Here is a 26,989-nt window from a genome sequence, read left to right on the forward strand (position 1 = left end):
CCGCGCCGCCACCGACCCCGACACAACCGCTGAGGAGGCCATCTCGGCCCCGAGCATCCCGGCGCTGGGCGCCTGAACCAGAACGATCACGCGTCAGCCGTCACACACCACGCCACAGGACTTGACCAGGACCGACGTGCAGGTCGCTCGGTCCTGAACCGAATCTCCTGCACCGTTCGGGGGTATCGAAGGTGCAGGCGCGGCCGAGGCCACCCCGTGGCTCGGTCGCAGTCGAGGCGGTGAGACGGGGCGACTCCTCGGGGGAGCAGCGTCCCTCTCACCGCCCCGACGCCAGCCGCGCGCAGTGATTCGCGCGGCCCGTTGTTCCCGGACTCGCTCGGCGGCTGGCGTGACCCCTCGAACACCTCGCGGGACTTGCGCGATACGCGCGGTTCCGACGGGTTCGCGTGGGTCACGAGCCACGTGTTCCGCAAGAGCGCGGCGACCTGGATGGAACGGGCCGGCCTGTCCGCGCGGGACGTTGCCGACCAGCTCGGGCACGCCAGGGTGTCGATGACCCCGGACGTCTACTGCGGCCGTCGGATCCTCAACGATGGCGCCGCCGACGCCCTGGACGACGTCTACCAGGCCGCCCGCGGGGGCCCGAACGACGATGAGGGAGGTGCACCGGTAGGCGTTCCCGTCCACCAAACGGTGTCCGATCGTGGCCGGGCGACCTACCACGAGCCCCTGACCTGGGAAAAGTGCTCCTCCGACTGGACTCGAACCAGTAACCACCCGACTCTCTGTCCACGTTGGCAGCATTCGTGAGCGGTGGCGAAAACCAGCCATGACCTGCAGGAGAAGCATCTCGGGCCCCGTGACGGCGCGGGGCGTTCGTGGGCGTTGGCGACGGGTAGCGGGAGGTAAGCGGTGGCCGGACCAGACGATGTACGCCTGGCCGACCCGCTCGGTGCCTACAGCGCTGCGCGGTACCGGCCGAGGTCCACGAAGTCCGGACGGTGGGTTGCGACCCAGTCGACCATCGCGGCGTACTCGCACCGGACGGCCTCGGTGCGCTGATTCATAGCGCGGCCGACCTCGTCCCAGGTGGCTCCGCGGTTCCGGGCCTCAGTGATGATGTCCCAGCGCCCGGCGTGCAGGGACTCGATCAGCTCGAACGTGGTCCGCAGGACGTGGAGCGGGTCGACGGTGCGGGCGTCGCGGAACGCGCGGTGATCCTGGGCGGTGCTGTGGCGTCCCTCGGCCTCGGCGACTCGGCCGCCGTAGTCGGCCCCGTTCCAGGCGTTCCAGCTGCGCATGGTGTCGAACATCTGCGAGTAGGTGGGCATGATGCTGGCCTCCGCGACGGTCGTGGGCCTGTCGGCCCCGAGCTGAGGGGGGCGGGGTGCGTTCCCCCGCCACCGCGCGGAGCGCCTGTCATGGCCTCGGAGGCTCGATCTCAAGGGCGGCCGTCAGGCCGTCGGCGCTAGCCGATGCGCAGCACCCTTGAAATTGAGGGAGGCCGTGTGACGCTTCGGGGCCGTCAGGACCCCGCCGGAGGCGGTCCACCCGATGTCTCGGCCCGCCCCGGCCTTGAGGGGCATAGCCCCTGCGTCGTGGTAGCCGGCCCGGCTCGTTGATGGCGTTCTGCTCGGGCGCCTGGCCTCTGCTCGTGGCCGCACTTCCTGTCCCTCCCGGCGGTACGACCTTCTCACCTTCGAGCTGGTCCGCGGTGGCGGGCGTGCGCGCGCCGGTCGCCGGGCCGGAGGCAGGAGGCGGCCGGCAGCGACGCCGCCCGTCCGGCCCGTCAGGGCCGGCTTGAAGACGTAAAGAAAGTCCTCACCAACCGGACGGAGACGGCTCCATCAGGCGTGAGCGCCAACCTGGCGGTAATCCCCGCAAGCCGTGCCGAGCACCTGCGAGCGGGCCCGTCATTGACGGAACAGTCGTGGCTGGTCCTCCGAGGTGCACGGCGTAGCGAGCCGGAGCCCCTGAGGCAAGATCGAGATCGTTCGTCCGCGCCTGGCCGCGGTCGTTGAATACTGCTGCGCGCTATCGCAGGTAGACGTCACGCCTCGGACTGTCGGCGACGGTGCTCGATCACGATGCGAGTGGCCCGCAGGAGAGCTCCGCTGGCGAACACGGCCGTCCCGGCGAGTACCGACTGCCACGGCAGGGTGAGCGCCAGCACACCGCATCCGATCATGCCCACCAGTTGCAGTGCTCGCGGATAACGCCGATGGTGCCCGTCCTGCGACCACGCTGCCAGGTTCGCGACCAGGTAGTAGGCCAGGACGCCGAACGAGGAGAACCCGATCGCGTCGCGCAGATCCACGACGAGCAGGAGCCCGCAGACCATGGCGGCGACGGCGATCTCGGCGCGGTGCGGGACCCGGAACCGCTCGTGCACGGCGGCCAGAACCACCGGGAGATCACGCGCGCGTGCCATCGCCAGGGTCGTCCGCCCGACACCCGCGATCAGGGCGAGCAGTGCACCGAGTGAGGCCAGTGCCCCACCGGCCGCGACGAGCGGGACGGCCCAGCCGTGGTCACCGGCTCGCACCATGTCCGAGAGCGGCGAGACCGCCGTGGCCAGCCGGTCGGGACCGAGCACCGCCAGCACGGTCGCACCGACGACCGCGTACACCACGACCGCGCCGCCCAACGCCACGACGATCGCGCGCGGGATCGTCCGCGCCGGCTCGCGCACCTCCTCGCCCAACGTGGCGAGCCGCGCGTAACCGGCGAAGGCGAAGAACAACAACCCGGCCGACTGCAGTACCCCGTACCCCGACACCGGCCGTGCGGGCACCGCCGGCGACGATGCCCCGCCCGCAACCGCCGAGAGTCCCAACCCGACGGTGACGGCGAGGATGACCAGCACGATCACGACGAGCACCCGGGTCAGGAACGCGGTTCGCGTCACGCCGCGGTAGTTGACCGCAGCGAGGAACACGACGGCCGCGATCGCCGACGGACGCTGCCATGGCTCCGGCACCGCGTAGGTGGCGAAAGTCAACGCCATCGCGGCGCAACTCGCCGTCTTGCCGATGAGGAACCCCCAGCCGGCGAGAAAGCCCCACCACGGCCCCAGACGTTCGCGCGCGTAGACGTAGGTCCCACCCGAACGCGGGTACTGCGCGGCCAGTTGCGCCGAGGCCGTCGCATTGGCGTAGGCGACCACGGCGGCGATCACCAGCCCGACGAGCAGCCACGAACCGGCCGCTTGCGCCGCGGGGGCGAAGACGGCGAAGACTCCCGCCCCGATCATCGACCCGAGGCCGATCATGACAGCGTCCGGCGTTCCCAGACGCCGGGTCAGTCCCGGCTGGTTCACGCTTCCCCTTACCCGGCTGTCAGCTCGCCGAGCAGGGTGCGGACGCGAGCATCGATGTCATTGCGGATGGGGCGGATCTCCTCGGCGGTCTTCCCGGCGGGGTCCGCGAGGTGCCAGTCGAGGTAGCGCTTACCGGGGAAGACCGGGCACGCGTCGCCGCACCCCATCGTGATCACGACGTCGGCTGCCCCGACCGCGTCGGTGGTGAGACGTTTCGGGAATTCGGTGCCGAGGTCGAGACCGATCTCGGCCATGACCTCGCGGACCGCGGGGTTGATGCTCTCCGCCGGCGCCGATCCGGCCGAGCTGACCCGCACGGCGCCGCCTGCGTGGCGGGCGAGCAGAGCGGCAGCCATCTGGCTGCGGCCGGCGTTGTGGACGCAGACGAACAGGACTTCGGGGACCGCGGTCACGGTGGCTCCTTGGGGGTGGACGGGATCATCGCGTGCTGTGCCGACGTGCTGTGGCAGCGCCAGGGAACAGCCTGCGACGCAACCACAGCGACACGTAGACCAGCGCGACGAGCACCGGCACCTCGATCAGCGGCCCCACCACCCCGGCCAGCGCCTGCCCGGAGGTGACACCGAAGGCGCCGATCGCGACCGCGATGGCGAGCTCGAAGTTGTTGCCCGCGGCGGTGAACGCAAGCGTGGTCGTGCGTTCGTAGCCCATCCCGACCGCCCGGCCGAGCGCGTACGAGCCGGCCCACATCAGGGCAAAGTAGGCCAGCAGCGGCAGCGCGATCCGGGCGACGTCGAGCGGCTGGGAGGTGATCGCGTCGCCCTGCAGGGCGAACAGCAGCACGATGGTGAACAGCAGCCCGTAAAGCGCGAACGGCCCGATCCGCGGGAGGAACGTCTCCTCGTACCAGGCCCGGCCCTTGGCCTTCTCCCCGAACCGGCGCGTGAGATACCCGGCCAGCAGCGGGATCCCGAGGAACACCAGTACCGACGTCACGATGTCCCAGGTGGAGAACGACACGTCGGTGACGGGCAGGCCGAGCCAGCCGGGCAGCACGACGAGATAGAACCAGCCGAGCACGCCGAACATGACGACCTGGAACACCGAGTTTAGCGCGATCAGCACGGCGGCGGCCTCCCGGTCGCCGCAGGCCAGGTCGTTCCAGATGATCACCATGGCGATGCAGCGGGCCAGGCCGACGATGATCAGCCCGGTCCGGTACTCGGGCAGGTCGGGCAGCATCAGCCAGGCCAGCGCGAACATCAGTGCCGGGCCGAGGACCCAGTTGAGCACCAGCGAGGTGATCAGGAGCCTGCGGTCGCCGGTGACGGTGTCGAGGCGGTCGTAGCGGACCTTCGCCAGCACCGGGTACATCATGATCAGCAGGCCGAGCGCGATCGGCAGCGAGACACCGTCGACGGCCAGGGTGTCCAGCGCCGGGGCGAGTCCGGGGACCAGGCGGCCGAGCAGCAGTCCGGCGATCATCGCGGCGATGATCCAGACCGGGAGGAACCGGTCGAGGGTCGACAGGCGGGCGACGACGGCGCCGTCGTCCGCGTCCGTGGTGGTGTTCCGGGTGGTCACGTCGTTCCTCGTACGTCAGTTCGCGGGTGCGGTGGCCGCAGGGATGTCGTTGCCGGCGGCGGGGGTGAGCAGGCCGGCGAGGCGGCCGAGCGCGGCCGGAACGGCGCGGTAGTAGATCCAGGTCCCGCGTCGCTCGCCGGTGATGAGCCCTGCCTCGCGCAGCACCCTGAGGTGGTGGGAGATCGTCGGGCCGGACACCTCGAAGACTCCGGACAGGTCGCACACGCAGGCTTCGCCGCCGGCGTGCGAGGCGATCAGCGACAGCAGCCGCAACCGGACCGGATCGCCCATCGCCTTGAACACCCGCGCCAGCTCGACCGACTCCGGCCCGTCGAGAGGATGCTCGACAAGCATGGAGCCACAGACCGACTCTTGATTCGACACACCTCTAGTTTGACTAGCGTCGAAACTTACGTCAAATGGGCAGATCAGGGACCCACGGCCGCTCCATGGCAACGGGCTCACGACGCTCGGCGTGGCAGCGTGCCACTCGCCAGTGCGGCGGCAACCGCCGCAGCTCCGGCCAGTAGGAGAAATACTTCAGGATAGCCGCCCAGCGGACCGGCCAAGGCGCTCCCAGCCCACGGGGAGATCGCAACCGCGATCATGACGGGAGCGGACAGGATGCCGTTGAGCCGACCGTAGACACGCGGATGCCAGCGATCGGACAGAGCGGTGGCCTGCAACAGGGTGAAGATCCCGCGGGCCGCGCCGGCGAGCATCGCTCCCGCAATCAGTGCCCACACCGGGCCGGGCAGCACGGCGAGCAGGACGGTGGTCACGGCCAGCGCGGCCATCACCGCCACGGCACGGCCACGAACGGTGCTGCGTCGCACGAGTGGTCCGTAGGCGAGGCGACCGAGGACCTGACCGAGCCCGCCGAGTCCGAGAGCCCAGGCAGCGAGGTCGGTGGACATGCCGCGGTCGAGCAGCAACGGAACCTGATTGACGGTGACGGCGAACCCGGTGAACGCCCCGAGAGTGATCACGACGACCAGCAACACGAACGCCCGGCTGCGCCGGATCCGGTCCGGGTCGCCGTCGACCACCGCGGGCGAGGTGCCGTGAGGCGTGGGGTCGGCGACCGGGTCGGGCCAGGGCCCACGTAGCCCGAACAGGTGTGCCGGGATCGTGATCACGCCGAGGACGACGGCAAGCACGACGTAGGTGCCGCGCCATCCGAACGGCCCCAGCAGCGCTGCGGCCAGCGGAGCGAACACCGTGCTGGCCAGTCCAGCGACCAGGGTCAGCCCGGTCAGGGCACGGACGCGGTCGGAGCCCCACCAACGGGTCAGTGCCGCGAACGCCGGCGGGTAGAACGTCGCGGCCTGCGCGACCCCGGCCAGCAGCCACGCCGCCACGAACGCCGGGAACGAGCCGGCCGCGGCGATCAGCAGTGTCGCGGGCACGGCGACGACCGATCCGGCGGTCATCAGCCAGCGCGGGCCGTGCCGGTCCAGCAGCCGCCCGACCGGGATCCCGACCAGCGCGGAGACCACCAGCCCGGCGGAGAACGCCGCGGTGACCGCCGGGACCGACCAGCCGGTGTCGGCCGCGATCGTCGGCGCCAGCACCGGGAAGGCGTAGTAGAGCACCCCCCAGCTGGTGATCTCCGTGACGCACAGGACGACCAGGACCCGCCACCGTCCTCGTGGCGTGAGGCCTGCCGCGCCGTTCCGCCTCTCCTCGCGACAGGCGGGACGGGTACGCGGTTCGTCGGAGGTCACGACGAGGAGGCTCCCCCAGCCGGTTCCTCGCCCGGAACCGCGGGGCCGCAGCAGCCGCTGCCCGACTCCGTCTCGACGGTCGAGTCGGTGGCGTCGAACAGGCCGGCACCCCCGCAGACGCCGGTTTCGTTGAGCACCAGCTCGACCCGCGCGGCGGCCTCGTGATCACCGGTCAGGGCATCGGCGATCGAGCGGACCTGCTCGTAGCCGGTGCGGGCCAGGAACGTCGGCGCGCGCCCGTAGCTCTTCATCCCGGCCAGGTAGAAGCCCGGCTCGGGGTGGGTGAGCTCGGCCGCGCCGTGCGGGTACACGGTGCCGCAGGAGTGCACGTTCGGATCGATCAGCGGCGCCAGCCGGGCCGGGGCCTGCAGGGTCGGGTCCAGCTCGGTGCGCACCTCCGAGAGCCACCCCAGCTCGGGGCGGAAACCGGTCAGCACCAGCACCTCGTCGACGTCATCGATCTTGTGGCCCTCGTCCGAGATCAGGACCACCGGCCCGTCCGCGACCTGCTCGACGCGTTCGGTGCGGAACCCGAACACCGGCTCCACCAGACCGACCTCGACCGCCTCGGACGCCCGAACCCCCAACGCCCCACGAGCGGGGAGCTGATCGGCGTCGCCCCCGCCGAACACCTGCCCGAATCCCGACCGGCGCAGCACCCACGAGATCCGGGTGCCCGGCACCTCACGAGCCAGAGCCGCGAGCCCGGCCAGCGCGGTCAGCGCCGAATGCCCGGACCCGGCGACGACGACGTGCCGGCCGCCGTAGCGGGCCCGCTCCCCCGCATCGCTCAGATCCGGGATCGCCGCCCGCACCCGCCGCCCGGCCTGCAGCTCGCCGCTCGCGGGCAGGCCGTCGCCGCCGAGCGGGTTCGCGGTCGTCCAGGTGCCGGACGCGTCGATCACCGCCCGCGCCGTGATCCGCTCCCCGCCGTCGGTCCGCACGATCAGCGGCTCGCTGTCACGGCCGGCCTCGACCACGCGGTCCCGTCCGCGACGGGTCACCCCGACCACCCGCACGCCCGTCCGTACCCGGTTTCCCAGCGCCGCGGCCAGCGGTGCGAGGTAGTCGGCCACCCACTCCGCTCCGGTCGGATAGGCATCGGAGTCCGGGGCCGTCCAGCCGGACCGGGCGAGCAGGCGCTCCGCGGCCGGGTCGGTCAGCCAGCCCCAGGGCGAGAACAGCCGCACGTGACCCCACTGCCGCACCGACGCGGCCGGGGCCGCCCCGGCCTCCAGGACCAGTGGCTCCATCCCTCGCTCGGCCAGCTCCGCCGCGGCGGCCAAGCCCACCGGCCCGGCTCCGACCACCACGACCGGCAGCTCCACGTTCACGTCCATCATGCCTCCATCGACGTCTATCGATTGATAGAAGCCGGAATCTATCGCCCCGTATCGATGGACGCAACCATCAATCGTCGTCGATACTGAACGGCATGAGCGTGCTCGTGACCGACCCGCAGCCGGCGCAGCTCCCCGGCGACGACGCCGCCACCTACGCGCACTGGTTCGCCTGCCTCGCCGAACCGGTCCGGGTCCGACTGCTGCACGCCGTCGCCACCGCCGGACACCCGGTCCCGGTCGGCCGCCTGGCCGAGCTGGTCGGCATCAGCCAAGCCACCTGCTCCCATCACCTGCGCAAGCTCGCCGAGACCGGCTTCGTCGCCCTCCGCAAGGAGGGCACCACCACCCAGGTCACGGTCAACCCGAACTGCTGCACCGGACTCCCACACGCCGCCGACGCCGTCATGGGGCTGCTCGCACCCGGACCCTGCTGCCCCGACGACGTCCCCGAGGACGTCACCGTTCGCGCCATGACCGACGCCGACTGGGACGACGTCCTGCGCATCTACGCCGAGGGCATCGCCACCGGGCACGCGACCTTCGAGACCGAGGTCCCCGACCGCACAGACCTGGACGCCGACTGGCTACCCGGCCACCTCTGGGTCGCCGAACTCGACGGCGAGGTCGTCGGATGGGCTGCCGCCCGTCCCGTCTCGGCCCGGCCGGTCTACCGGGGCGTGGCCGAGACCTCGATCTACGTGACCGATGGTCACCGGGGTCGCGGCATCGGCCGGGCACTGATCCGCCACCAGGTCTGCGCGGCCGACGACGCAGGCCTCTGGACCCTGCAGACGTCGATCTTCCCCGAGAACCGGGCGAGTCTGGCCCTCCACCACTCAGCCGGTTTCCGCACCCTCGGCGTGCGCGAACGGATCGGACAGCACCACGGCCAGTGGCGGGACACCGTGTTCCTCGAACGACGTGCCGACGACCGCAGCCAGTCCACAATTTCCGCTAAGGCGAATCAACACTGAACGACTGAGATGATCATACACTTCGTGGGAGAATAGGTGAATGGCCGACGACTCGATAGGCAAGCGCATCGCCACCTACCGGCGCCGTCGTGGACTCAGCCAGGCCGCGCTCGCAGGGCTCGTCGGACGCTCCGAGTCCTGGCTCTCACAGGTCGAGCGTGGCGTCCGGTCGGTCGACCGAATGTCTGTGTTGCTTGATCTCTCGCGCATCCTGCATGTCGAGGTCCAGGCCCTGACCGGCGCGCCGTGGCAACTCGCTCCCAACGGTGGTCCACGTGCCGAGGGGATCGAGAACGTCCGCAGTGCGCTGAACCAGTACACCGGCCTGCTCGGCGGGGACACACCGCCGCCGAACCTCGCAGAATTGCGGGGCGAGGCGTCTGCCTCACATTTCGACTATCAGGCCGCGAAATACGCGAATGTCATCCGGGCTATTCCACAGCTCGTGACCGATGCCGACTCGGCATTGACGAATGCCGGCTCGGACGATCGCGAGGCGGCTCTGTCGTACGTCGATGCCTACGTCGTCGCCTCCAAGCTCCTGACGAAGCTGGGAGTTGGGGAGCTGGGCGCCGTGGCTGCCGACCGGGCGGCGATGGCCGCCGGCCGCGCCGATTCACCCGCGGCGCAGGGCATGGCCATCTACCAGGTAGTGACCGCGCTTCTGCGCTCCGACCAGGTCGACCAGGCCGAGCAACTCGCAATGCGGATGGCACAGCAGCTCCGCCCTCTGGCGCGCTCCGATGATCCGGCGCTCGTGTCCGTCACGGGTGCGCTGTGGCTGATCGCGGCCGTGATCGCCGCGCGCCGGACCGACAGGTGGGAGGCCGACCGGCGGCTTGCCGAAGCGTCCATACTCGCCGGGCTTCTCGGCCACGACGCGAACTACGCCTGGACGGCGTTCGGACCGACCAACGTTGCGATCCACCGGGTATCCGTTGCGGCCGAGCTGGGGGACCCGGCTGCAGCACTCGACGCGGCCGCCGAGGTGGACCTTGATGCACTTCCGGCTGGCCTGCTCTCGCGGCGGGCTCAGGTGAACCTCGACCTCGCGTGGGCGCAGGCCCAGCGTCGACGGGATGCCGAAGCCACGCTGAATCTGCTGGCCGCGGAGAAGGCAGCGCCAGAGGCTGTCGCGCAGAACGTCATGGCCCGCGAGATCATGCGGGAGATGCTGGCCCGCGCCAAGCGCGGCAACGGGAACGCACTGCAGGCGCTCGCGACCCGGGCCGGTGTGCTGGACTAGATGCCATGACGGCACCGCTCGGGTTCGTGGTCTGCGGCGCACCGCTGGCAGCCCGCGCGATCGACGTCGCTCGGGCCCTGACCGATGAGGGCTGGACTCTCTCGATCGGAGTCAGCGAGGCCGGGGCCGAGTGGGTCGATCCGGACAAGCTCGCCGTCATCGGGGAGCACGCCGTCGCGACTCGTCGACGCCATGCCACAGAGCGGCGTCGAACACCACGGCCGGAACAGGTCGTCGCATTCCCGTTGACGTTCAACACCGCCAACAAGATCGCCGCCGGCATCATGGACAATCACGTGACCGGAACTCTGTGCGATGCCCTCGGCACCGGCGCCTCCGTCCTGGCCACGCTCATGGTCAACGACCGGCTCTGGGGCCACCCGACCTGGGACGGCACTCTCGACTGGCTCACCGCGGCCGGTGTCCGGTTCCTGGACCCGCGTGTCGGCGACGTCACCCGGCCCGAGCCCCTGCCTTCTGGTATCGGTGAACAGGTCGTCGACGGCTTCGATCCACGCTGGATCGTCGACGCCGTTGCCGCCCTTCCCGGCGACGACTCCTGACCCTGGAAGCTGTGCGACCCGTACGTCTGTGCGGGTCGCATTTTTGTGCGGGTTGAGGCTCTGAACTGCGGTTTTCCTAGGTAGGCGCTCCCCGAGAGGTCGGGACGACAGGGCGCGAGTCCCAGGAGGACCGTCATGGCGATGATCAAGGTCGACACCACCGGCACCCGCTTCACGGTGGGTGCCGCTCCTCGGCCGAAGAACGATATGGAAGGCCGCCAGCGCCAGGACCGGCAGACTGGGGCGCCGCTGTTCACCACGCAGCTGGTGAAGGTCGACGACGAGGGCGCCGAGATCCTTTCGATCACCACGTCGGGCGCCCCGCAGGTGGAGCAGGGCGCCGAGGTGCGTCCGGTCGGGCTGATCGCGATCCCGTGGCAGCAGGGCCAGCGCTCCGGTGTGGCGTTCAAGGCCGACCGGATCGAGCCGGCGCACGCCCCGGCCTCCAAGGCGTCCTGACGCCTGGTCGGTGGAGAGGGCCGGGACTCACTTCCCCGGAGCCCCGGTTCTCTCCGCCGGCACTGCTCGCGCTCCCCGCCTCCCGCTGCCCTGCGCCTGGAAGGCCGATCTACATGCCTCGCAACGCCTCGCCCGCCCGGACGTTCGGCGTCGGCAAATCCCGCGTCGACTCCTTCGAGATCATCTCCGCACCGCCCCGCAACCCCGTCGTCCGTATCCTCGCGCTGCTGCTGCGGCTGCGCGCAGAGCTGTTCGTCCTCGCCCTGCTACTCACGGTGTGGGTGGCGCTCGCCCCGGACCATGCGCCCGGCCCGGACGACACCACGGTCGAAATCCCCGGCACCGGCCTGGCCACGACCACCCGCGCCGGCCTGTTCGTTGTCATCGCGCTGCTGCTCGTGGCTCTGCCGTGGACGCGCCGGTTCCTGTTCCACCGCGCCCAGTCCGTCATCACCCGCCACCGGGTCCGGCAGGCCCTTCTCGAGTGTCGCGTGCTCAACTCCCGCTCTCGCGCCTGCCCGCTCACCCTCTGGGCTCGCCCGACCCGCGTAGGCGAGGTCGTGTGGCTGTTCCTGCGTGCCGGCATCGGTCCACACACCGTGGAAGATCAGGCCGAGGAACTGGCCGCGACCTGCTTCGCCCGCGAATGCCGAATCACAGCCTGGCCCTCATCGATCAACGTCGTCCGGGTCGAGATCATCCGCCGCGACCCCCTGGCTCCGAACCTGATCCGCTCCGACTTGTTCCGCTGGGCCTCGGGCGATCCCCGCGGCGAGGGCTGGTCGATCGACAACGCCGACGTTCCGGTCGTCCCGGTCCCGCGGCCGGAGCCGGCCCGACCGGTGCTCCCGTCGGCGCCACGCTCGGCGATCGACGGCCCGCAGCCCGAGGCCCGTGATGGGGATTGGTCGGACTATGTCTGAGCACCCGCACACGATGCCCCTGCCCGTCGATCCGATCGCAGGCCCGAAGCCCGGCCGCTTGGTGCGCCCGCTGCTGGTGCTCGCCCGCTGGGCCGACGAGTACGCGGCCCGCCGCCGTGAGCGCCGCGCGACCGCAGGGCCGTCGATTTGGGAGCCGATCCACCTCGGCGTCGGCGAGGACGGCCGTCCCCTCCGCCTCCCGTTGATCTACCGCAACATGCTGCTCGCCGGGGAGCCCGGCGCCGGCAAGTCCGTCGGGTTGAACAACATCGTCGCCCACGCCGCCCTGTCGACCGACTGTCGGTTGTGGCTGTTCGACGGCAAGATCGTCGAACTCGGACTCTGGCGCTCCTGCGCAGAGCGGTTCGTCGCCAACAGCCTCGATGACGCGATCCAAGCCCTGCTGGATCTGCAGTCGGAGATGGACTCCCGGTACGCGGTCCTGGACGACGAGCGGCGCCGCAAGATCGCCCCGGACGACGGTGTCTCGCCGATCGTGGTGGTGCTCGATGAGCTGGCGTACTTCGCCGCGACCGTCGGCACCAAACGCGAGCAAGAATCCTTTTCGGTCCTGGTCCGTGACCTGGTGGCCCGCGGCCGCGCGGCCGGGATCATCGTCGTCGCGGCCACGCAGCGCCCGTCCGCGGACATCATCCCCACCTCGCTGCGGGACCTGTTCGGCTACCGGTGGGCGTTTCGCTGCACCACCGACACCAGCTCGGACATCGTCCTCGGCCACGGCTGGGCGGGTCGCGGTTACACCGCCGCGTCGGTGGCCCCGGAGGCCAAGGGGATCGGGTTCCTGCTCGCCGAGGGCGGTATTCCGCGGCGGGTCAAGGCCGCCTACCTCTCCGACGACGAGGTTTACGCTCTCGCCGACCGCGCGACCCTGCACCGCCGCGCCCATCACGGCACCGACGGCCAGGACGTCGACGACGCCCGGAGCCGGTCATGACCGCCACCGGAGACCGGCCGTCGGTGCCGGAGATGGTGGAGGCCGGGCTCGGCCGCACCGGCGCGGCGATGTGGCACGCCGACGCGCGCTACGAGCGCGGAAAGATCACTCTCGATCACCACTGGCGGATCCTGGCCGCGCTGCACGCCCGCCGGGTGCGGTGGTGGGCGGTGCTCGAACGCCACGTCCTCGACGACCGAACCACCCCGCTCGTGTTCTACCGCGCTGTGCTCGGCGCCCGCGAGAACGCTCACCGCGTCGCCCGCTACTGGCACCAGCAGGCCGCCACCGTCACCGCCGTCGCCGAGCACGAGACCGGGACCGCGTGATGAGCACGGCCGGTCGGGACCACGCCACCGTCGACGCCCTCGCGGCCCGACGGCTGTCCCGCCTGGCCGCAGACACCCCCGGAGCCGAACTCGTCGCCTCCGCCAGCCGACGGGACAACCACACGGCCTGGCTCAACCACGTCGCCCCCGCCGCCGGGTGCGCGCACCCGGTCAAGCTCTCCGGCACCGTCTACCGGCTCGAACAGTCCACCGGCCGGATCGCCAGTGAGCGGCACACCGCCGAGATGCCCGACGGGCTGATCTACACCGCCTGCGGCAACCGCCGCGCCTCGGTCTGCCCGTCCTGTGCCGAGACGTATCGGGCGGACACGTTCCAGCTCGTCACCGCCGGCTTGGTGGGCGGCAAGGGCACCCCCGTCACGGTCGCCGGGCACCCGTGCGTGTTCCTGACCGTCACCGCGCCCTCCTTCGGCCCGGTCCACGCCCACCGCACCGACTCCCGCGGCCGGCTTCTCCCCTGCCGCCCGCGCCGGGACGAGACGGTGTGCGCGCACGACGTGCCGCACGCCTGCTGGGAGCGCCACCCGGAGGACGACCCGCGGGCCGGGCAGCCGCTGTGCCTGGACTGCTACGACCACCCGCACCAGGCGGTGTGGAACATGCACGTCGGCGAACTCTGGCGCCGCACGATGATCGCCGCCAACCGCGGACTGCGCCATCTCGAAAAGCTCACCAAAGCGAAGCTGCGCCTGAGCTACACCAAGGTCGCCGAGTTCCAAGCCCGTGGAGCCGTGCACCTACACGCCCTGGTCCGGCTCGACGGCCGCGACCCGGATCCGAACCTGTCCCACCTGACCCTGCCGCCACCGCCCGGCGTCTCCGCCGCACAGGTGGCACTGCTGCTGCGCTCCGCAGTGTCCGGGACCGGGTTCCTGACCGAGCCGCACCCCTACCGGCCCTCGGGCTGGTGGATCGAGTGGGGCGCCCAGGTCGACCCCCGCCCCGTCCGGCTCGCACCGACCGATCTCGACAACCGCGCCGAGATCACCACGACCGCCGTCGCCGCCTACCTCGCCAAGTACGCCACCAAGGCCACCGAGACCGCCGGGCACCTCTCCACCCGGCTACGGCCGGACACAGTCCGCTCGTACACGAACCTGGCCACGCACACCGGCCGTCAGATCGATGCCTGCTGGCGTCTCGGCCAGCGTCCCGGCGGCTGGGATCCCGAGGAGTGGGCGACGTCCTGGGGCCGGCTGTGGCGGTGGGCGCACATGCTCGGCTTCGCCGGCCACTTCTCCACCCGCTCCCGGCGGTACTCGACGACGCTGACCGCGCTCCGGCAGGCTCGCCGCGACTGGCAGCGTCAACACTCGACGGCAGGACCCGTACCCGACGATGGGGAACGACTCGACGACGACGAGGACACCACCGAGGTCGTCATCTCCTCGCTGCAGTACGCGGGTATCGGCTGGCACACCACCGCTGACGCGCTCCTGGCGAACACCGCTGCGGCCCAGGCCAGAGCCAGGAGGCGGACCGCGCGTGAGGAGCTGACCACCGCCATCTGAGAGGCATACCGATGAAGGGCACCAGCGCTACGCAGGACGAGATCCACGGAGGGACCGCGATGGAGCGAGCTGCAGGACGGCTGTGGGGTGTGCAGGACGTCGCGACGTACCTGGGCGTTCCCGTGATGACGATCTACCACTGGCGCCGGACCGGCTACGGGCCCAAGGGCACCCGCGTCGGCCGGTACGTCCGGTACCGCCCGGACGACGTGCGCGCCTGGTTCGATCAGCAGTACAGGGAGGCCGGCTGATGCCTCGCCCTCCTCTGCCGATCGGCACCTACGGTGCAATCCACACGACCACGCTCGTGACCAGCGAGATCCGCGCCTCGACCCGGTTCCGGGACCTCGACGGCGTCACCCGCAAAGTCGAACGCACCGGACCGACCGCGGCCATCGCCAAGAACCGGCTGCGGGAGCACCTGCGGGACCGCGCGCAGCAGGGACCGCGTGAGGGCCTGAACGGCGATTCCCGGCTCCGTGAGGCTGCCGAGCTGTGGATGACCCGGGTCGACCAGCTCGTCACCACCGGGCAGCGCTCGCCGAACACCGCCCAGCTCTACCGGCTCACGCTGGACACCCATGTCCTGCCGGCGCTCGGTGAGCTGCGGCTGCGTGAGGTCACCGTCCCGCGCCTGGATCACGTCATCCAGACCATGCAGCTCCACAAAGGCACCGGGACGGCGAAGGTCTCGCGGACGGTGCTGTCCGGGCTGCTCGGCCTGGCGGTGCGCTACGGCGCGATCCCGAGCAACCCGGCCCGTGACGTCGGGCGGATCAGCGGACCGGCCCGCCGGTCGCCGCGGGCGCTCACGGTGGAGGAGCGGCAGCGCTGGGTGCGCCGGCTGGCCGCCGATCCAGCCGCCCACCGTAAGGACCTGCCGGACCTGTGCGAGTTCATGCTGGCGACCGGAGTCCGGATCGGCGAGGCTCTGGCCGTCACCTGGGACGACGTCGATCTGACCGAGCGCCTGGTCGTCGTCGAGCACACGATCATCCGCCGCAAAGGGGTCGGCCTGATCCGCAAGGCGACCAAGACCGAGTCCGGGGAAAGGACGCTGCGGCTCCCGCGATTCGCTGTTGCGATGCTGCGCCGGCGGAAGCTGGAAGCGGGCTCGCACGGCCCGTTGTTCCCGGACTCGTTCGGTGGCTGGCGCGATCCGTCGAACACCTCGCGGGATCTGCGCACCGCGCGCGGGTCTGACGAGTTCGGCTGGGTCACGAGCCACGTGTTCCGCAAGAGCGCGGCGACCTGGATGGAGCGGGCGGGCCTCTCGGCGCGGGACGTTGCCGATCAGCTCGGGCACGCGCGGGTGTCGATGACGCAGGACGTCTACTTCGGCCGTCGCATTCTCAACGAGGACGCCGCGGATGCCCTGGACGAGGCCTACCGCTCGGCCCGCGAGGATGACACAGGCGATGACGACGGAGGGCCGCCGATGGACGTTTCCGCCGGGTAAGCGCCGGGTGATCGTGAAATGGAAATCCCGATCATGTTTCTGACCTGGGGAATGTGCTCCTCCGACTGGACTCGAACCAGTAACCACCCGATTAACAGTCGGGTGCTCTGCCATTGAGCTACGGAGGACTGTTCACGCTGCCCAGACCGTCGGCCCGGCAACAAGAAAAACTCTACAACACCCTCCGGAGCGCTGCGGCAACCCCCCGTTCGGACGCCGTCCGTGCTGGTCGCGGCGGTGCACGGGTGCCGGAGGGCGGGCCGCGGCCACCCGGTACGGTCGGCCTCGGACCGAGGAGGTGAGGGGCATGGTCAGGTTCCTCGTGGGTGTCGCCGTCGGGTACGTGCTCGGCACCCGGGCCGGGCACGAGCGATACGAGCAGCTGGTGCGGGCCTACCACCGTGCCGTGGACCATCCGGCGGTGCAGGGCGCGGCCGGTGTCGCGCAGGCCGGTGTGGAGAACGTGATCGGCCGGGCCCGGGGCGAGCGCTCCCGCGGCGCCTAGCCTTCAGCGCTTGCGGGCGACCGCGAACACCCGGCGGAACGGGAACCAGGTGCTGCCGTCCGCGGACGGCGGGTACGCGGCCCGCAGCCGCGGCGCCAGCTCGGCCACGAACGCGGCGTGGGCGTCGTCGTCGAGCGCGTCGCGGACCGGGCGCAGCGCGGTGCCGGAGATCCAGCGCAGGACCGGGTCGTCGCCGTCGAGCCGCTGCAGGTAGGTCGTCGCCCAGGCGTCGACCTCGGCCCCGGCCGTGGTCAGCAGGTCGGCGTAGCCGAGCGGATCGAGCACGCTCTCGGTGCCGCGCAGCAGGATCCGCTCGCGCCACCGCGGCTGGGCCGCGACCTCGCGGGTGAGCACGTGCGACGGCGCGTCGAAGTTCCCGGGCACCTGAACCGCCAGCCACGCGCCCGGCGCCAGCGACGCCATCCAGCGGCGCAGCAGGCCGGGGTGCTCAGGGACCCAGTGCAGCACCGCATTGCTGACGACGACACCGGTGTTCCGCGGCGGCGTCCAGTCCCGGATGTCGGCCTGCGCGGCGTCCACCCCGGCGGCCCGGGCCGTGGCGACCATGTCCGGGGACGAGTCGAACGCCTCGACCGTCGCGGCAGGCCAGCGCCGTGCCAGCAGCCCGGTGAGGTGCCCGGGGCCGCAGCCGGCGTCGACCACCCGCGGCAGCTCCGGCGCCGGCTCCCCGATCCGGGCGAGCAGGTCGAGGAACGGGCGGGTGCGGTGGTCGTCGAACGCCCGGTACAGCACCGGATCCCAGCTCGGCACCCTCAGTTCTCCGGCAGCCGGGCCGCGATCCCCTCGGCCAGCCGGCGGGCGGCGATCGGGTCGGTGCCGACGTCCGGCCGGACCTGGACGACCAGGCCGTCCCGGCCGGGCACCTTGCGCTGCAGCACCCAGGCCCCGCCGCCGGGCAGCTCACGGTGATTGCGGGACCGGATCGACCCGGTCACCCGTTCCTGCACGGCCTGCGGCACCTTCCCCGGTTCGGCCAGCCGAAACCGGCGCGGCCCGGCATCGGCCAGCAGCTCGGTGCCGGGGGCGATCTCCTCGGCGACGGTCGGGATCACCACGAGGGCGGACTTGTCCCAGGCGGCCTTGCCGATCTCGTGCCAGCCGACCCGCTCGGGCGGTTCGCCGGGCGGCCAGATCCCCCACGACGTGACGACCAGGATCCCGCCACCGTTGGCGGTCGCCGTCGCGACGACCGCCTCCTCGGCGGCGAGGTGCTCGGCCACCGTCGCCGGCACGGGATCGCGGCCCAGCAGCCGCCCGAGGAAGCCCTTCATCCGGCCGTCCCGGCGGCCTGCTGCCGCAACTGGATCTTGTACTGCTCCAGCGGGACCAGCACGCCGAAGAGCTCGTTGTACTCCTCGAAGTCGGTGGTCATGTTGGTCCGCTGCAGCTGCGACTTCAGGTCGGCGATCTCGCGCTCCACCAGCGCGAGCCGGACCCCGGCGAGCACGCCACCGACGTAGGAGACCTCGTCGGGATTGCGCCTCGGCAGCTCCAGTCCCTCCACCGCCAGCTCGCTGACCAGGCGCTTCGCCTCGTCCCCGGCGACCTCGGCGGCGACGGCGTCCAGCCACTCCGGGCCCTCCAGCCCGGCCTGCACCCCGCCGGCGACCATGATCGCGCGCCGGACCGCGGCGAACTGCGGGTGCGTGAACCCGGACTCGGGCAGCTCGTCGAACCCGGGCCCGGCGACGCCGGGGATCTGCAGCGCGGCCTTGAGCGCCTCCCGCTGCAGGTGCAGCCGGGCGTCGTCGCGGGGCGGCGCGGGCGGGGCCGCGCGGCGCCGGGACCGGCCCTCGACCGGCGCACCCGCGGTCTCCCGCACCCGGCGGACGACGACCGCGATGTCCTCCCATCCGACCCAGCCGGCGAGCCGGCGGGCGTACTCGTCACGCAGGTCCTCGCGCTTGATCCGGGCCACCAGCGGCACCGTGCGCTGCAGCGCCGCCACCCGGCCCTCCGCGGACTCCAGCCGGTGGTTGCGCAGCTCGGTCCGGATCGCGAACTCGAACAGCGGCTCGCGGCGGGCGACCAGGTCGCGCACGGCGGCGTCACCGTGGTTGTTCCGCAGGTCGCAGGGGTCCTGGTTGTCCGGCGCGATCGCGACGTAGGTCTGGGTCGCGAAGCTCTGGTCGCCCTCGAACGCCTTCTGCGCGGCCTTCTGGCCTGCGTCGTCACCGTCGAAGGTGAAGATCACCTCGCCGCGGTCGAACGAGTCGTCGCCGATCAGCCGGCGGATCACCGAGATGTGCTCGGAACCGAACGCCGTGCCGCAGGAGGCCACCGCCGTCGTCACCCCGGCCAGGTGCATCGCCATCACGTCGGTGTACCCCTCGACGACGACGACCTGGCGGGTCCTCGCGATCTCCCGCTTGGCCTGGTCCAGGCCGAACAGCACGTGCGTCTTGCGGTAGACCGGCGTCTCGGAGGTGTTGAGGTACTTGGCCTCGATGCCGTCGTCGTCGAACAGCCGGCGCGCGCCGAACCCGACGACGTCGCCGCCCAGGTCCCGGATCGGCCACATCAGCCGGCGGTGGAACCGGTCGATCGCGCCGCGCCTGCCCTCCTTGGCGATCCCGGACTTGATCAGCTCGTCGAGCTGGTAGCCCAGCCCGAGCAGGTGCTTGGTGACGGTGTCCCAGCCCGCGGGCGCGTAACCGCAGCCGAACTTCTCGGCCGCGGCCTCGTCGAACCCGCGGTCGGCGAGGAACTGCGCGGCGGGCCGCCCGGCCGGCGTGCGGAGCTGCTCGGCGTAGAACTCGGCGGCGCGTCTGTTGATCTCCAGCAACCGGGAGCGGGTGCCGCGGTCGCGCTGCACCGAGGAGCCGCCGCCCTCGTAGGTCAACCGGACGCCGACCCGCTCGGCGAGGCGCTCGACCGCCTCCGGGAAGCCGATGACCTCCATCTTCATCACGAAGTCGATGACACTGCCGTGCTCGCCGCAGCCGAAGCAGTGGAACGTGCCGTGCGAGGGCCGGACGTTGAACGACGGGGTCTTCTCGTCGTGGAACGGGCAGAGCCCCTTCAGCGAGCCCGCGCCGGCGCGGCGCAGCGCCACGTACTCCTCGACGATCTCCTCGATGCGGCAGCGGTCACGGACCTCGGTGATGTCCGCGTCCCGGATCCGTCCCGCCACGGGGCCCAGTCTAGGTCTCGCGACCGACGGCGCCGACGGCCGCGTCCGGCGGGGCTCCGGCCGGGCCGTCCGGCGGCTCCGCCGGACGACGGCGCCGGCGCACCAGGCCGAGGCCGACGTACATGCCGACCAGCGCGATCCCCAGGCCGAGCAGCGCCTGCACGGTCAGCGGCTCGCCGAGCACCGGGACCGCGACCAGCGCGGTCGTCGCGGGGACCAGGTTCAGCAGCGCCGAGACGTGCACGGTGTGCCGCCAGCGCAGCAGCAGGAACATCAGCGCGAACGCGGCCGCCGAGTTGAAGATCCCCAGCCAGCCGACGGCGAGCCAGCCGCCGAACCCGGACGGCCACGGGCTCGCCCCCAGGAACGGCCACGCCGCCAGGGTGGCGACCAGCGACGTCGCCATCTGCACGATCACGCTCGTGACGACGGGCGTCTCGTCGTTGAACCGCTTCTGGTAGAGCGTGCCGGCCGTCAGCGAGACCATGCCCAGCACCGGGAGGACGACCGCGGCGCCGAACCCGCCGCCCAGCTCGTCGGAGAGCACCACGTAGACGCCGACCGCCCCGATCAGCAGGCCGAACACCGGTGCCGGGCCGAGCCGGGCCTTCAGCAGCAGCGGGGTGAGCAATCCGACCAGCAGCGGCGCCATGCCCAGGATCAGGCTGGACAGCCCGGCCGGGACGCCCGCGGACAGTCCGGTGTAGACGAAGGTGAACTGCCCGACCTGCAGCAGCAGCGCGGTCACCGCCAGGTGCAGCCAGGCCCGCCCGCGGGGCAGCGCCGGTCGCAGGACCGCCGCCACGGCGAGCATCGCGACCAGCGCGACGACGAACCGCCACAGCAGGACCGCGGGCACGTCCAGGTACCCGGTGGCGATCTTGCCGACGATGAAGCCGGATGCCCACAGCGGCACGAACAGCACGCTCAGGACCGGCACGAGCAGGAACCCCCACCGGGATCCGGCGGGGGGCACGCGGTCGCTCATGCCCGGCAGTCCATCGCAGTGCTAACGACTGCGGCAACCGCACGTGGGTCATCCCTCACCCGTCCTACGGTACTGACGTGACGCAGCACGCCGAGGACTTCGCCGCCCTGCGCGGGTACCTGCTCGGCGTCGGGTACCGGATCACGGGCAGCCACGCCGGGGACGCGGTCCAGGACGCCCGGTTGCGGGCCGGTGCTGCCGATCAGGCCGGGCGGAGCCGCTCGTGCCAGGCTCGCGCCTGCGTGTCGGTGAGCACCGCGATCTGGTCGATCACCACCCGCAGCCGCGCCCGGTCGTCGCCGGCGGCCGCCCAGTCCTCGGCCCGGGCCGGGTCGAGCACCTCCGGCGCCCGTTCCGACAGCACCGCGGCCAGGTCGTGCAGCACCTCGCGCTGGTGCGCCTGCATCGCCAGGTGCCGCGGATCGCTCATCACGTACCGGGTGGCGAGGGCCTTCAGCAGCACCACCTCGGCGCCCGCCGGGACCGGGACCACCAGGTCGGCGCGGTGCCGGGCGAGCGCGGCGTCGCTGTGGGCGTCCAGGGTGGCGTCGGTGGCGGCGTGCGCGAACCGCCCGACGAGCTCGCTGGTCATCCGCTTCATCGCGACCAGGTCGTCACCGCCGGCGACCGCGACGTCGAAACCGCGCACCGCCCGCACCGCCGGCAGCCGGTCCAGCCGGGCGGCGGCCTCCGCGCACGCCCCGGCGTCCGCCCCGAACCGCTGCGCGGCCTCGGTGGCCAGCGCCTCGCGCTCGGCCGGCGAGGAGAGCACCGCCAGGTCCATCCGGCCGGCGAGCACCGCGTCCTCGACGTCGTGCACCGAGTAGGCCACGTCGTCGGCCCAGTCCATGACCTGGGCCTCCATGCTGCGCTGCCCCGGCCGGCCGCCGAGCCGGATCCACTCCAGCGCCGGGAGGTCGTCGGGGTAGGCACCGAACTTGCGCTCGGCACCGCGCCGCGGCCACGGGTACTTCGTCGCCGCGTCCAGGGTCGCCCGGGTCAGGTTGAGCCCGCCGGGCTCGCACCCGTCCAGCGAGCGGGCCTTCGGCTCGAGCCGGGTCAGGATCCGCAGGGTCTGGGCGTTGCCCTCGAAGCCGCCGCACCCGGCCGCGGCCGCGGACAGTGCGCGCTCGCCGTTGTGCCCGAACGGCGGGTGCCCGATGTCGTGCGCGAGTCCCGCGGCGTCCACGACGTCCGGGTCCAGGCCCAGTTCCTCGGCCATCCCGCGACCGATCTGGGCGACCTCCAGCGAGTGCGTCAGCCGGGTCCGCGGGATGCCGGTGACCTCGGCGCCCTCGCCAGGGCCGACGACCTGGGTCTTCCCGGCCAGCCGGCGCAGCGCGGCGGAGTGCAGCACCCGCGCCCGGTCCCGGGAGAACGGGCTGCGCCGCTCCACCCGTCCGCGCTCCCCCAGCCCGGAGCCCTTCGGCGGCTCCGGGTGCCTGCGCTCGGCGTCGGCGGGGGTGTAGCCGGGGTCGACCGGGGCGGGGGCGGTGGTGGACACGGCGGGCCGGCTCCTCAGCCCAGCCTGCTCGCCGCGGTGTCCACCGAGGCGTGCGTGAGCTCGTAGAACAGCAGCGCACCGGTCTCCCGGTAGATGTACTGGAACTGCGTCTGTCGGGTCTGGACCATCGGCCCGGAGCGGGTCGGCGAGGTCCACGCCTCCAGGCCCGCGTCCCGGGCCATGGTGCGGGCCCGGAGACTGTGCCACGGATCGGACACCAGCAGCGCCGACTCCCAGCCCTGCTCGCGGGCGGCCACGGCGACGGCCTCCAGGCTGCCCAGCGTGTCCTCGCCCTCGGCGACGGCCTGCACCCCACCGGCCGGCACGCCCTGCCCGAGCAGCCAGTCCCGGCTCGCCTCGGCCTCGGTGTAGCGGTCGCCGGACCGGCCGCCGCCGACCGTCACGATCCGGGGGGCCACGCCGTCCCGATAGAGCTGCTCGGCGTGCTTGAGCCGGGCACGCAGCACCGCGCTCGGCTCGCCGTTGTACTGCGCCGCGCCGAGCACGACGACCGCATCCACCGACCGCTGGTCGTCGATCCGGGCCACCTGCCAGACGCGCAGCGCGGTCACGCCGACGACGGCGACCAGCATCACCAGTCCGCCGACCAGGAGCCGGGCGCCCCAGGTCATGCCGATCCGGACCCGGCCCCGGGCCGGGGCGGGCCGGTCCGGCGGCGGGGCGGCGCCGCGGCCGCGCCGTGACGAGGGCGCGGTCATCCGCCGATCCGTCCCGCGGAACCGGCCAGCGCGGACGCCGAGCGCCCGGCCCGCAACGCGATCACCTGGGCGACGATCGACACCGCCGTCTCGGCCGGGGTGCGGGCGCCGAGGTCCAGCCCGACCGGGCCGTGGATCGCGGCGAGTCCCTCCTCGCCGACGCCGGCGGCGATCAGCCGTTCCCGGCGCGCGGCCTGGGTGCGGCGCGACCCGAGTGCGCCCAGGAAGCCGCGGCCGTGCCCGAGACCCTCGAGCAGGATCGCGTCGAACGCCGGATCGTGGTCGAGCAGGACGAGCACGTCGGCGTCGGTGAAGGCGGCGACGGCGGCGTGGGCCTCGTCGAGCCCGGTCACCGTGCGGGCGTCCCAGCCGAGTAGCCCGGCCTGCGCGTGCAGCGCGGCGCCGAGCGCGCCCTCGCCGACGACCAGCATCGACGGGACCGGCACCCAGACGTCGACCAGCACCTCCGCACCCCCCGCGGTGACCCGCTCGGTGCTGGTGGCGCCGCGGCGCAGCAGCCCGCGCGCGGCGTCCGCGGCCTCGGCGGTGACCGCCGGGTCGCCCAGGTCGCCGTGCTCGACCGACAGGTCGGCGCCGGTCAGGACGAGGGCCGCCGCGCCGTCGACGGTGGACAGCAGCGCGGCGGGCCGGGCGGCCTCCAGCGCCTCGCCGAGCGCGGCCGCGGCGGTGGCCGGCAGCGGGTGCCCGACCAGCGTCGCGCCGCCGGCGCAGGCGAGCCCGGCCGCCAGCGCGGAGGGCTCGGTCACGTGCGCCTCCCGGACGGTCGCGCGCCCGCCGGCGGCCTCGGCGGCCAGCGGGCGGGCCGTGTCGTCCAGGGCGCCGAGGTAGATCAGGCCCTGCACCTCGCCATCGGGGGTGCCGGCGAGCAGCTGGCCGGACTCGACCGAGCCGAACCCGTGCCGCTGCAGGACCCGCACCACACCGATCCCGGCAGCGGTGCCACCGGCACTCCAGCGGCGCAGCGCGGCACCCAGCTCGCGGTACGGGTCGGCGGTCGGGGGCGTGGTGGTGCTCACGGGCGCCAGGGTAGCGACGGGGACCGACAGGTCGGCGGCCCCCGGGAAGGGTGGCCGGCCCCGGGGCCGGTCGCGCGCACCGGTTACCGCCCTCCGGGCGAATCGAGGATGGCGCGGAACCGTACGATCGCCGCACGCGTTGTCCGTGTCGACACACCATCCGATCGCGAGTCAGGAGTCATGGACCCCAGCGACAGTCCCGGCGCCGTCCGAGTCCCACCCGGACGGCGACCCCGCACCGCCCCTCGTCCCGCCCCTTCCGGGCCTGATCGCCGGGTGGTGGCGCTCCGGTGATCGGCACGATCGCAGGCATCCTGCTCGGCATCCTCGTGGTCCTCGCGATCACGGCGCTGACCGGCTACTTCGTGGCCCAGGAATTCGGCTACATGGCCGTCGACCGGTCCCGGCTCAAGGCGCGAGCCGCCGAGGGCGACTCCGGCGCCGCCCGCGCGCTGGACATCACCCGCCGCACCTCGTTCATGCTCTCCGGCGCGCAGCTGGGTATCACCGTCACCGGCCTGCTGGTCGGTTACGTGGCCGAGCCGCTGATCGGTAACGGCATCGGCGAGCTGCTCGGTCTGACCGGCGTCCCGACCGGCGTCGGTGTGGCGATCGGCACGGTGTTCGCGCTGCTGCTCTCCACCGTCGTGCAGATGGTCTTCGGTGAGCTGTTCCCGAAGAACCTGGCGATCGCCAGGCCGGAACCGGTGGCGCGCCGGCTTGCACTGTCGACGAAGACCTACCTGGCCCTGTTCGGCTGGATCATCAAGCTGTTCGACGCCGCATCGAACCTGCTGCTCAAGGCGCTGCGGATCGAACCGGTGCACGATGTCGAGCACTCCGCGACCCCGCGCGACCTCGAAGCGATCATCGACGACTCGAAGGACTCCGGGGACCTGCGTCCCGAGCTGGCGGCGCTGCTGGACCGGGCGGTCGACTTCACCGACCGCACCGCGCGCGCGGCGATGATCCCGCGGCCGCGGATGTCCTGGGTGCGCTCGGACGCGACCGTCGAGAGCCTGGTCGGTCAGATGGCGGTGCAGCACTCCCGATATCCGGTGCTCGGCAGCCCGCCGGACGTCGAGCACCAGGACGGCCCGGACACGGCGCTGGAGCTGGTCGGCGTCATCTGCCTGAAGGACGTGCTGGCCCTGGCGGACCGGACCGACCTCGATGGTCGCACCGCGGCCGCGATCCGAGTGTCGGAACTGATGCGGGCACCGGTGCTGGTGCCCTCGTCGCTGCCGCTGCCGCAGGTGCTCGCCCAGCTGCGGGCCGACGGCGAGGAGCTGGCCTGCGTGCTCGACGAGTACGGCGGGCTGGCCGGCGTGATCACCGTCGAGGACGTAGCCGAGGAACTGGTCGGTGAGATCACCGACGAGCACGACTCCGTCGGGACCGACCAGGCCAGGGCGTCCGGCGACGGCTGGGTGGTCCCGGGCGACCGGCACGTCGACGAGGTCGGCCGGCTGATCGACGCCGAGCTGCCCGGGGGCGACTACCAGACCGTCGGCGGTCTGGTGATGGCCGAGCTGCAGCGGCTGCCCGAGACCGGGGACGCCGTCTCGGTCGGCATCCCGGGCGACGGTCCGGACGACCCGGAGCGGACGCTCACGCTGACCGTGCACGAGGTGGACCGCCGGGTCCCGTCCTCGGTGCACCTGATGTGGACCGGGGACACCGACCCGAGCGCTCCGGACGGCGCCCGGCAGGACGAGGAGGCCCGGGCATGAGCGCCGTCGAGATCGTTGCGTCGATCCTGCTGATCGCCGCGAGCGCGTTCTTCGTGGCGGTCGAGTTCGCCCTCGTCGCCGCCCGCAACTACCGGCTCGAGGAGGCCGCGCAGACCTCGGCGTCCGCGCGGGCGGCGCTGCGCAGCGCCAAGGACATCTCGCTGCTGCTCGCCGGTTCCCAGCTCGGCATCACGCTCTGCGTGCTCGGCCTGGGTGCCGTCACCAAGCCGGCCGTCGACCACGCCGTGGCGCCCCTGCTGACGGGCTGGGGCCTGCCCGCCGGGGCCGCGGGCGTGCTGTCGTTCGTGCTCTCGCTGATCGCGGTCACCTTCCTGCACCTGGTCGTCGGCGAGATGGCCCCGAAGTCCTGGGCGATCTCGCACCCGGAGCGTTCGGCGATCCTGCTGGCACTCCCGATGCGCGGGTTCATGATCGCGGCGCGACCGGTGCTGGTGCTGCTCAACGGGATGGCCAACCGCTGCCTGCGCGCCGTCGGCGTCGAACCGGTGGACGAGATGGCCTCCGGCCGCAACGCCGAGGACCTGCGCGAGCTGGTGGATCACTCGGCGAAGACCGGGGCGCTGGACCAGGAGCGGCGGGACCAGCTGGTCATCGCGCTGGAGCTGGAGCGCACGCCGGTGCGCGAGCTGGCGCACGAGCCGTCCGGGGTCGCCGCGGACGACGACGTCGAGTCGGTCCAGGCGACCGCGCGCCGGACCGGGCACCTGCGGCTGATCGTCCGCGACGGCGACCGGCCGATCGGATACGTGCACGTGCGGGACACGCTGACCCGGGAGCCGGGCACCCCGGCCCGGGAGGTGTCACGCCCGGTGCTCACCCTGCCGGGTGACACCGCCTACCACGTCGCGGTGAACACGATGCGTGACCAGCGGGCACACCTGGCGCTGATCGAGCAAGACGGCCGCACCATCGGCATCGTCACCCTCTCCGACCTGGTGGAACGGCTGCTGCCCACGGCCGCGTGAGGTGTCGGCCGGACCCGGTCCCCGAGCT

General features: G+C 72.4%; 28 protein-coding genes and 1 tRNA gene. 14 read left to right on the forward strand and 15 right to left on the reverse strand.

What is annotated here, in order from left to right:
• The first annotated feature begins 423 nt into the window (after positions 1–423).
• Positions 424–771 (forward strand): tyrosine-type recombinase/integrase, encoded by a 348-nt coding sequence (locus tag ACLFMI_RS22340; RefSeq protein WP_410949894.1) that lies wholly within the window; start codon positions 424–426, stop codon positions 769–771.
• A 146-nt stretch (positions 772–917) separates the two neighbouring features.
• On the opposite strand, the gene ACLFMI_RS22345 is transcribed toward ACLFMI_RS22340, so the two are convergent.
• The 7 genes from ACLFMI_RS22345 to ACLFMI_RS22375 form a co-directional block, all read right to left on the reverse strand.
• A complete protein-coding gene (locus ACLFMI_RS22345) occupies positions 918–1,292 on the reverse strand; it encodes a hypothetical protein (RefSeq protein WP_410949895.1) in 375 nt (124 codons plus the stop codon).
• Between the two features lie 719 nt (positions 1,293–2,011).
• Positions 2,012–3,232 carry an APC family permease gene (locus tag ACLFMI_RS22350; RefSeq protein WP_410949896.1) on the reverse strand — a complete coding sequence of 407 codons (1,221 nt, stop codon included), beginning with the start codon at positions 3,230–3,232 and terminating at the stop codon, positions 2,012–2,014.
• Positions 3,233–3,288: 56 nt separating this feature from the next.
• Positions 3,289–3,693, reverse strand: coding sequence for an arsenate reductase ArsC (locus ACLFMI_RS22355; protein WP_410949897.1), 405 nt, complete (start codon positions 3,691–3,693; stop codon positions 3,289–3,291).
• Positions 3,694–3,718: 25 nt separating this feature from the next.
• Positions 3,719–4,825 (reverse strand): ACR3 family arsenite efflux transporter, encoded by a 1,107-nt coding sequence (arsB, locus tag ACLFMI_RS22360; protein ID WP_410949898.1) that lies wholly within the window; start codon positions 4,823–4,825, stop codon positions 3,719–3,721.
• Positions 4,826–4,840: 15 nt separating this feature from the next.
• Positions 4,841–5,179 (reverse strand): ArsR/SmtB family transcription factor, encoded by a 339-nt coding sequence (locus ACLFMI_RS22365; RefSeq protein WP_410949899.1) that lies wholly within the window; start codon positions 5,177–5,179, stop codon positions 4,841–4,843.
• A 107-nt stretch (positions 5,180–5,286) separates the two neighbouring features.
• Complete coding sequence (locus tag ACLFMI_RS22370; protein WP_410949984.1) at positions 5,287–6,459, reverse strand: MFS transporter; 1,173 nt, start codon at positions 6,457–6,459, stop codon at positions 5,287–5,289.
• A gap of 89 nt (positions 6,460–6,548) precedes the next feature.
• Positions 6,549–7,892 (reverse strand): FAD-dependent oxidoreductase, encoded by a 1,344-nt coding sequence (locus ACLFMI_RS22375; protein WP_410949900.1) that lies wholly within the window; start codon positions 7,890–7,892, stop codon positions 6,549–6,551.
• Positions 7,893–7,987: 95 nt separating this feature from the next.
• On the opposite strand from ACLFMI_RS22375, the gene ACLFMI_RS22380 reads away from it, so the two are divergent.
• The 10 genes from ACLFMI_RS22380 (at position 7,988) to ACLFMI_RS22425 (ending at position 16,335) form a co-directional block, all read left to right on the forward strand.
• Positions 7,988–8,869, forward strand: a complete 882-nt coding sequence (locus ACLFMI_RS22380; RefSeq protein WP_410949901.1) for a helix-turn-helix domain-containing GNAT family N-acetyltransferase — start codon at positions 7,988–7,990, stop codon at positions 8,867–8,869.
• 40 nt (positions 8,870–8,909) lie between these two features.
• A complete protein-coding gene (locus ACLFMI_RS22385; RefSeq protein ID WP_410949902.1) occupies positions 8,910–10,115 on the forward strand; it encodes a helix-turn-helix domain-containing protein in 1,206 nt (401 codons plus the stop codon).
• A 5-nt stretch (positions 10,116–10,120) separates the two neighbouring features.
• Entirely contained in the window at positions 10,121–10,678 is a 558-nt protein-coding gene (locus tag ACLFMI_RS22390; RefSeq protein WP_410949903.1) for a flavoprotein, read from the forward strand.
• Positions 10,679–10,813: 135 nt separating this feature from the next.
• Complete coding sequence (locus ACLFMI_RS22395) at positions 10,814–11,137, forward strand: hypothetical protein (RefSeq protein WP_410949904.1); 324 nt, start codon at positions 10,814–10,816, stop codon at positions 11,135–11,137.
• Between the two features lie 113 nt (positions 11,138–11,250).
• Positions 11,251–12,060 carry a hypothetical protein gene (locus tag ACLFMI_RS22400; RefSeq protein WP_410949905.1) on the forward strand — a complete coding sequence of 270 codons (810 nt, stop codon included), beginning with the start codon at positions 11,251–11,253 and terminating at the stop codon, positions 12,058–12,060.
• A gap of 13 nt (positions 12,061–12,073) precedes the next feature.
• Entirely contained in the window at positions 12,074–13,015 is a 942-nt protein-coding gene (locus tag ACLFMI_RS22405; RefSeq protein ID WP_410949906.1) for an FtsK/SpoIIIE domain-containing protein, read from the forward strand.
• A complete protein-coding gene (locus tag ACLFMI_RS22410) occupies positions 13,012–13,344 on the forward strand; it encodes a hypothetical protein (RefSeq protein WP_410949907.1) in 333 nt (110 codons plus the stop codon). Before ACLFMI_RS22405 ends, ACLFMI_RS22410 begins: the two co-directional genes overlap by 4 nt.
• Positions 13,344–14,876 (forward strand): replication initiator, encoded by a 1,533-nt coding sequence (locus ACLFMI_RS22415; RefSeq protein ID WP_410949908.1) that lies wholly within the window; start codon positions 13,344–13,346, stop codon positions 14,874–14,876. The genes ACLFMI_RS22410 and ACLFMI_RS22415 overlap by 1 nt, the downstream gene beginning before the upstream one ends.
• A gap of 59 nt (positions 14,877–14,935) precedes the next feature.
• On the forward strand, positions 14,936–15,127 hold the full coding sequence (locus ACLFMI_RS22420) for a helix-turn-helix transcriptional regulator (protein ID WP_410949909.1): 192 nt from the start codon (positions 14,936–14,938) through the stop codon (positions 15,125–15,127).
• A 56-nt stretch (positions 15,128–15,183) separates the two neighbouring features.
• Positions 15,184–16,335 carry a tyrosine-type recombinase/integrase gene (locus tag ACLFMI_RS22425; RefSeq protein WP_410949910.1) on the forward strand — a complete coding sequence of 384 codons (1,152 nt, stop codon included), beginning with the start codon at positions 15,184–15,186 and terminating at the stop codon, positions 16,333–16,335.
• A 56-nt stretch (positions 16,336–16,391) separates the two neighbouring features.
• On the opposite strand, the gene ACLFMI_RS22430 is transcribed toward ACLFMI_RS22425, so the two are convergent.
• Positions 16,392–16,463 (reverse strand) — tRNA-Asn (locus ACLFMI_RS22430).
• A 179-nt stretch (positions 16,464–16,642) separates the two neighbouring features.
• Between ACLFMI_RS22430 and ACLFMI_RS22435 the strand changes: the two genes are divergently transcribed.
• Positions 16,643–16,840 (forward strand): hypothetical protein, encoded by a 198-nt coding sequence (locus ACLFMI_RS22435; protein ID WP_410949911.1) that lies wholly within the window; start codon positions 16,643–16,645, stop codon positions 16,838–16,840.
• 3 nt (positions 16,841–16,843) lie between these two features.
• Here the strand turns inward: ACLFMI_RS22435 and ACLFMI_RS22440 are convergent, their stop codons facing one another.
• The 7 genes from ACLFMI_RS22440 to ACLFMI_RS22470 form a co-directional block, all read right to left on the reverse strand.
• On the reverse strand, positions 16,844–17,617 hold the full coding sequence (locus ACLFMI_RS22440; protein WP_410949985.1) for a trans-aconitate 2-methyltransferase: 774 nt from the start codon (positions 17,615–17,617) through the stop codon (positions 16,844–16,846).
• Positions 17,614–18,132 (reverse strand): hypothetical protein, encoded by a 519-nt coding sequence (locus ACLFMI_RS22445; RefSeq protein ID WP_410949912.1) that lies wholly within the window; start codon positions 18,130–18,132, stop codon positions 17,614–17,616. The genes ACLFMI_RS22440 and ACLFMI_RS22445 overlap by 4 nt, the downstream gene beginning before the upstream one ends.
• Positions 18,129–19,994 (reverse strand): DNA primase, encoded by a 1,866-nt coding sequence (dnaG, locus tag ACLFMI_RS22450; RefSeq protein WP_410949913.1) that lies wholly within the window; start codon positions 19,992–19,994, stop codon positions 18,129–18,131. The genes ACLFMI_RS22445 and dnaG overlap by 4 nt, the downstream gene beginning before the upstream one ends.
• A 10-nt stretch (positions 19,995–20,004) precedes the next feature.
• The gene (locus ACLFMI_RS22455; RefSeq protein ID WP_410949914.1) at positions 20,005–20,982 is read right to left on the reverse strand and encodes a DMT family transporter; all 978 of its coding nucleotides are present in this window, start codon (positions 20,980–20,982) and stop codon (positions 20,005–20,007) included.
• Positions 20,983–21,184: 202 nt separating this feature from the next.
• Entirely contained in the window at positions 21,185–22,486 is a 1,302-nt protein-coding gene (locus ACLFMI_RS22460) for a deoxyguanosinetriphosphate triphosphohydrolase (protein ID WP_410949915.1), read from the reverse strand.
• Positions 22,487–22,500: 14 nt separating this feature from the next.
• Entirely contained in the window at positions 22,501–23,118 is a 618-nt protein-coding gene (locus ACLFMI_RS22465) for a YdcF family protein (protein WP_410949986.1), read from the reverse strand.
• A gap of 83 nt (positions 23,119–23,201) precedes the next feature.
• Complete coding sequence (locus ACLFMI_RS22470; protein WP_410949916.1) at positions 23,202–24,242, reverse strand: XdhC family protein; 1,041 nt, start codon at positions 24,240–24,242, stop codon at positions 23,202–23,204.
• 290 nt (positions 24,243–24,532) lie between these two features.
• On the opposite strand from ACLFMI_RS22470, the gene ACLFMI_RS22475 reads away from it, so the two are divergent.
• Complete coding sequence (locus ACLFMI_RS22475) at positions 24,533–25,975, forward strand: hemolysin family protein (RefSeq protein WP_410949917.1); 1,443 nt, start codon at positions 24,533–24,535, stop codon at positions 25,973–25,975.
• On the forward strand, positions 25,972–26,961 hold the full coding sequence (locus tag ACLFMI_RS22480; RefSeq protein ID WP_410949918.1) for a hemolysin family protein: 990 nt from the start codon (positions 25,972–25,974) through the stop codon (positions 26,959–26,961). Before ACLFMI_RS22475 ends, ACLFMI_RS22480 begins: the two co-directional genes overlap by 4 nt.
• Positions 26,962–26,989: the final 28 nt, after the last annotated feature.

The sequence above is a fragment of the Pseudonocardia nantongensis genome, assembly GCF_046546495.1.
GTDB lineage: Bacteria > Actinomycetota > Actinomycetes > Mycobacteriales > Pseudonocardiaceae > Pseudonocardia > Pseudonocardia nantongensis.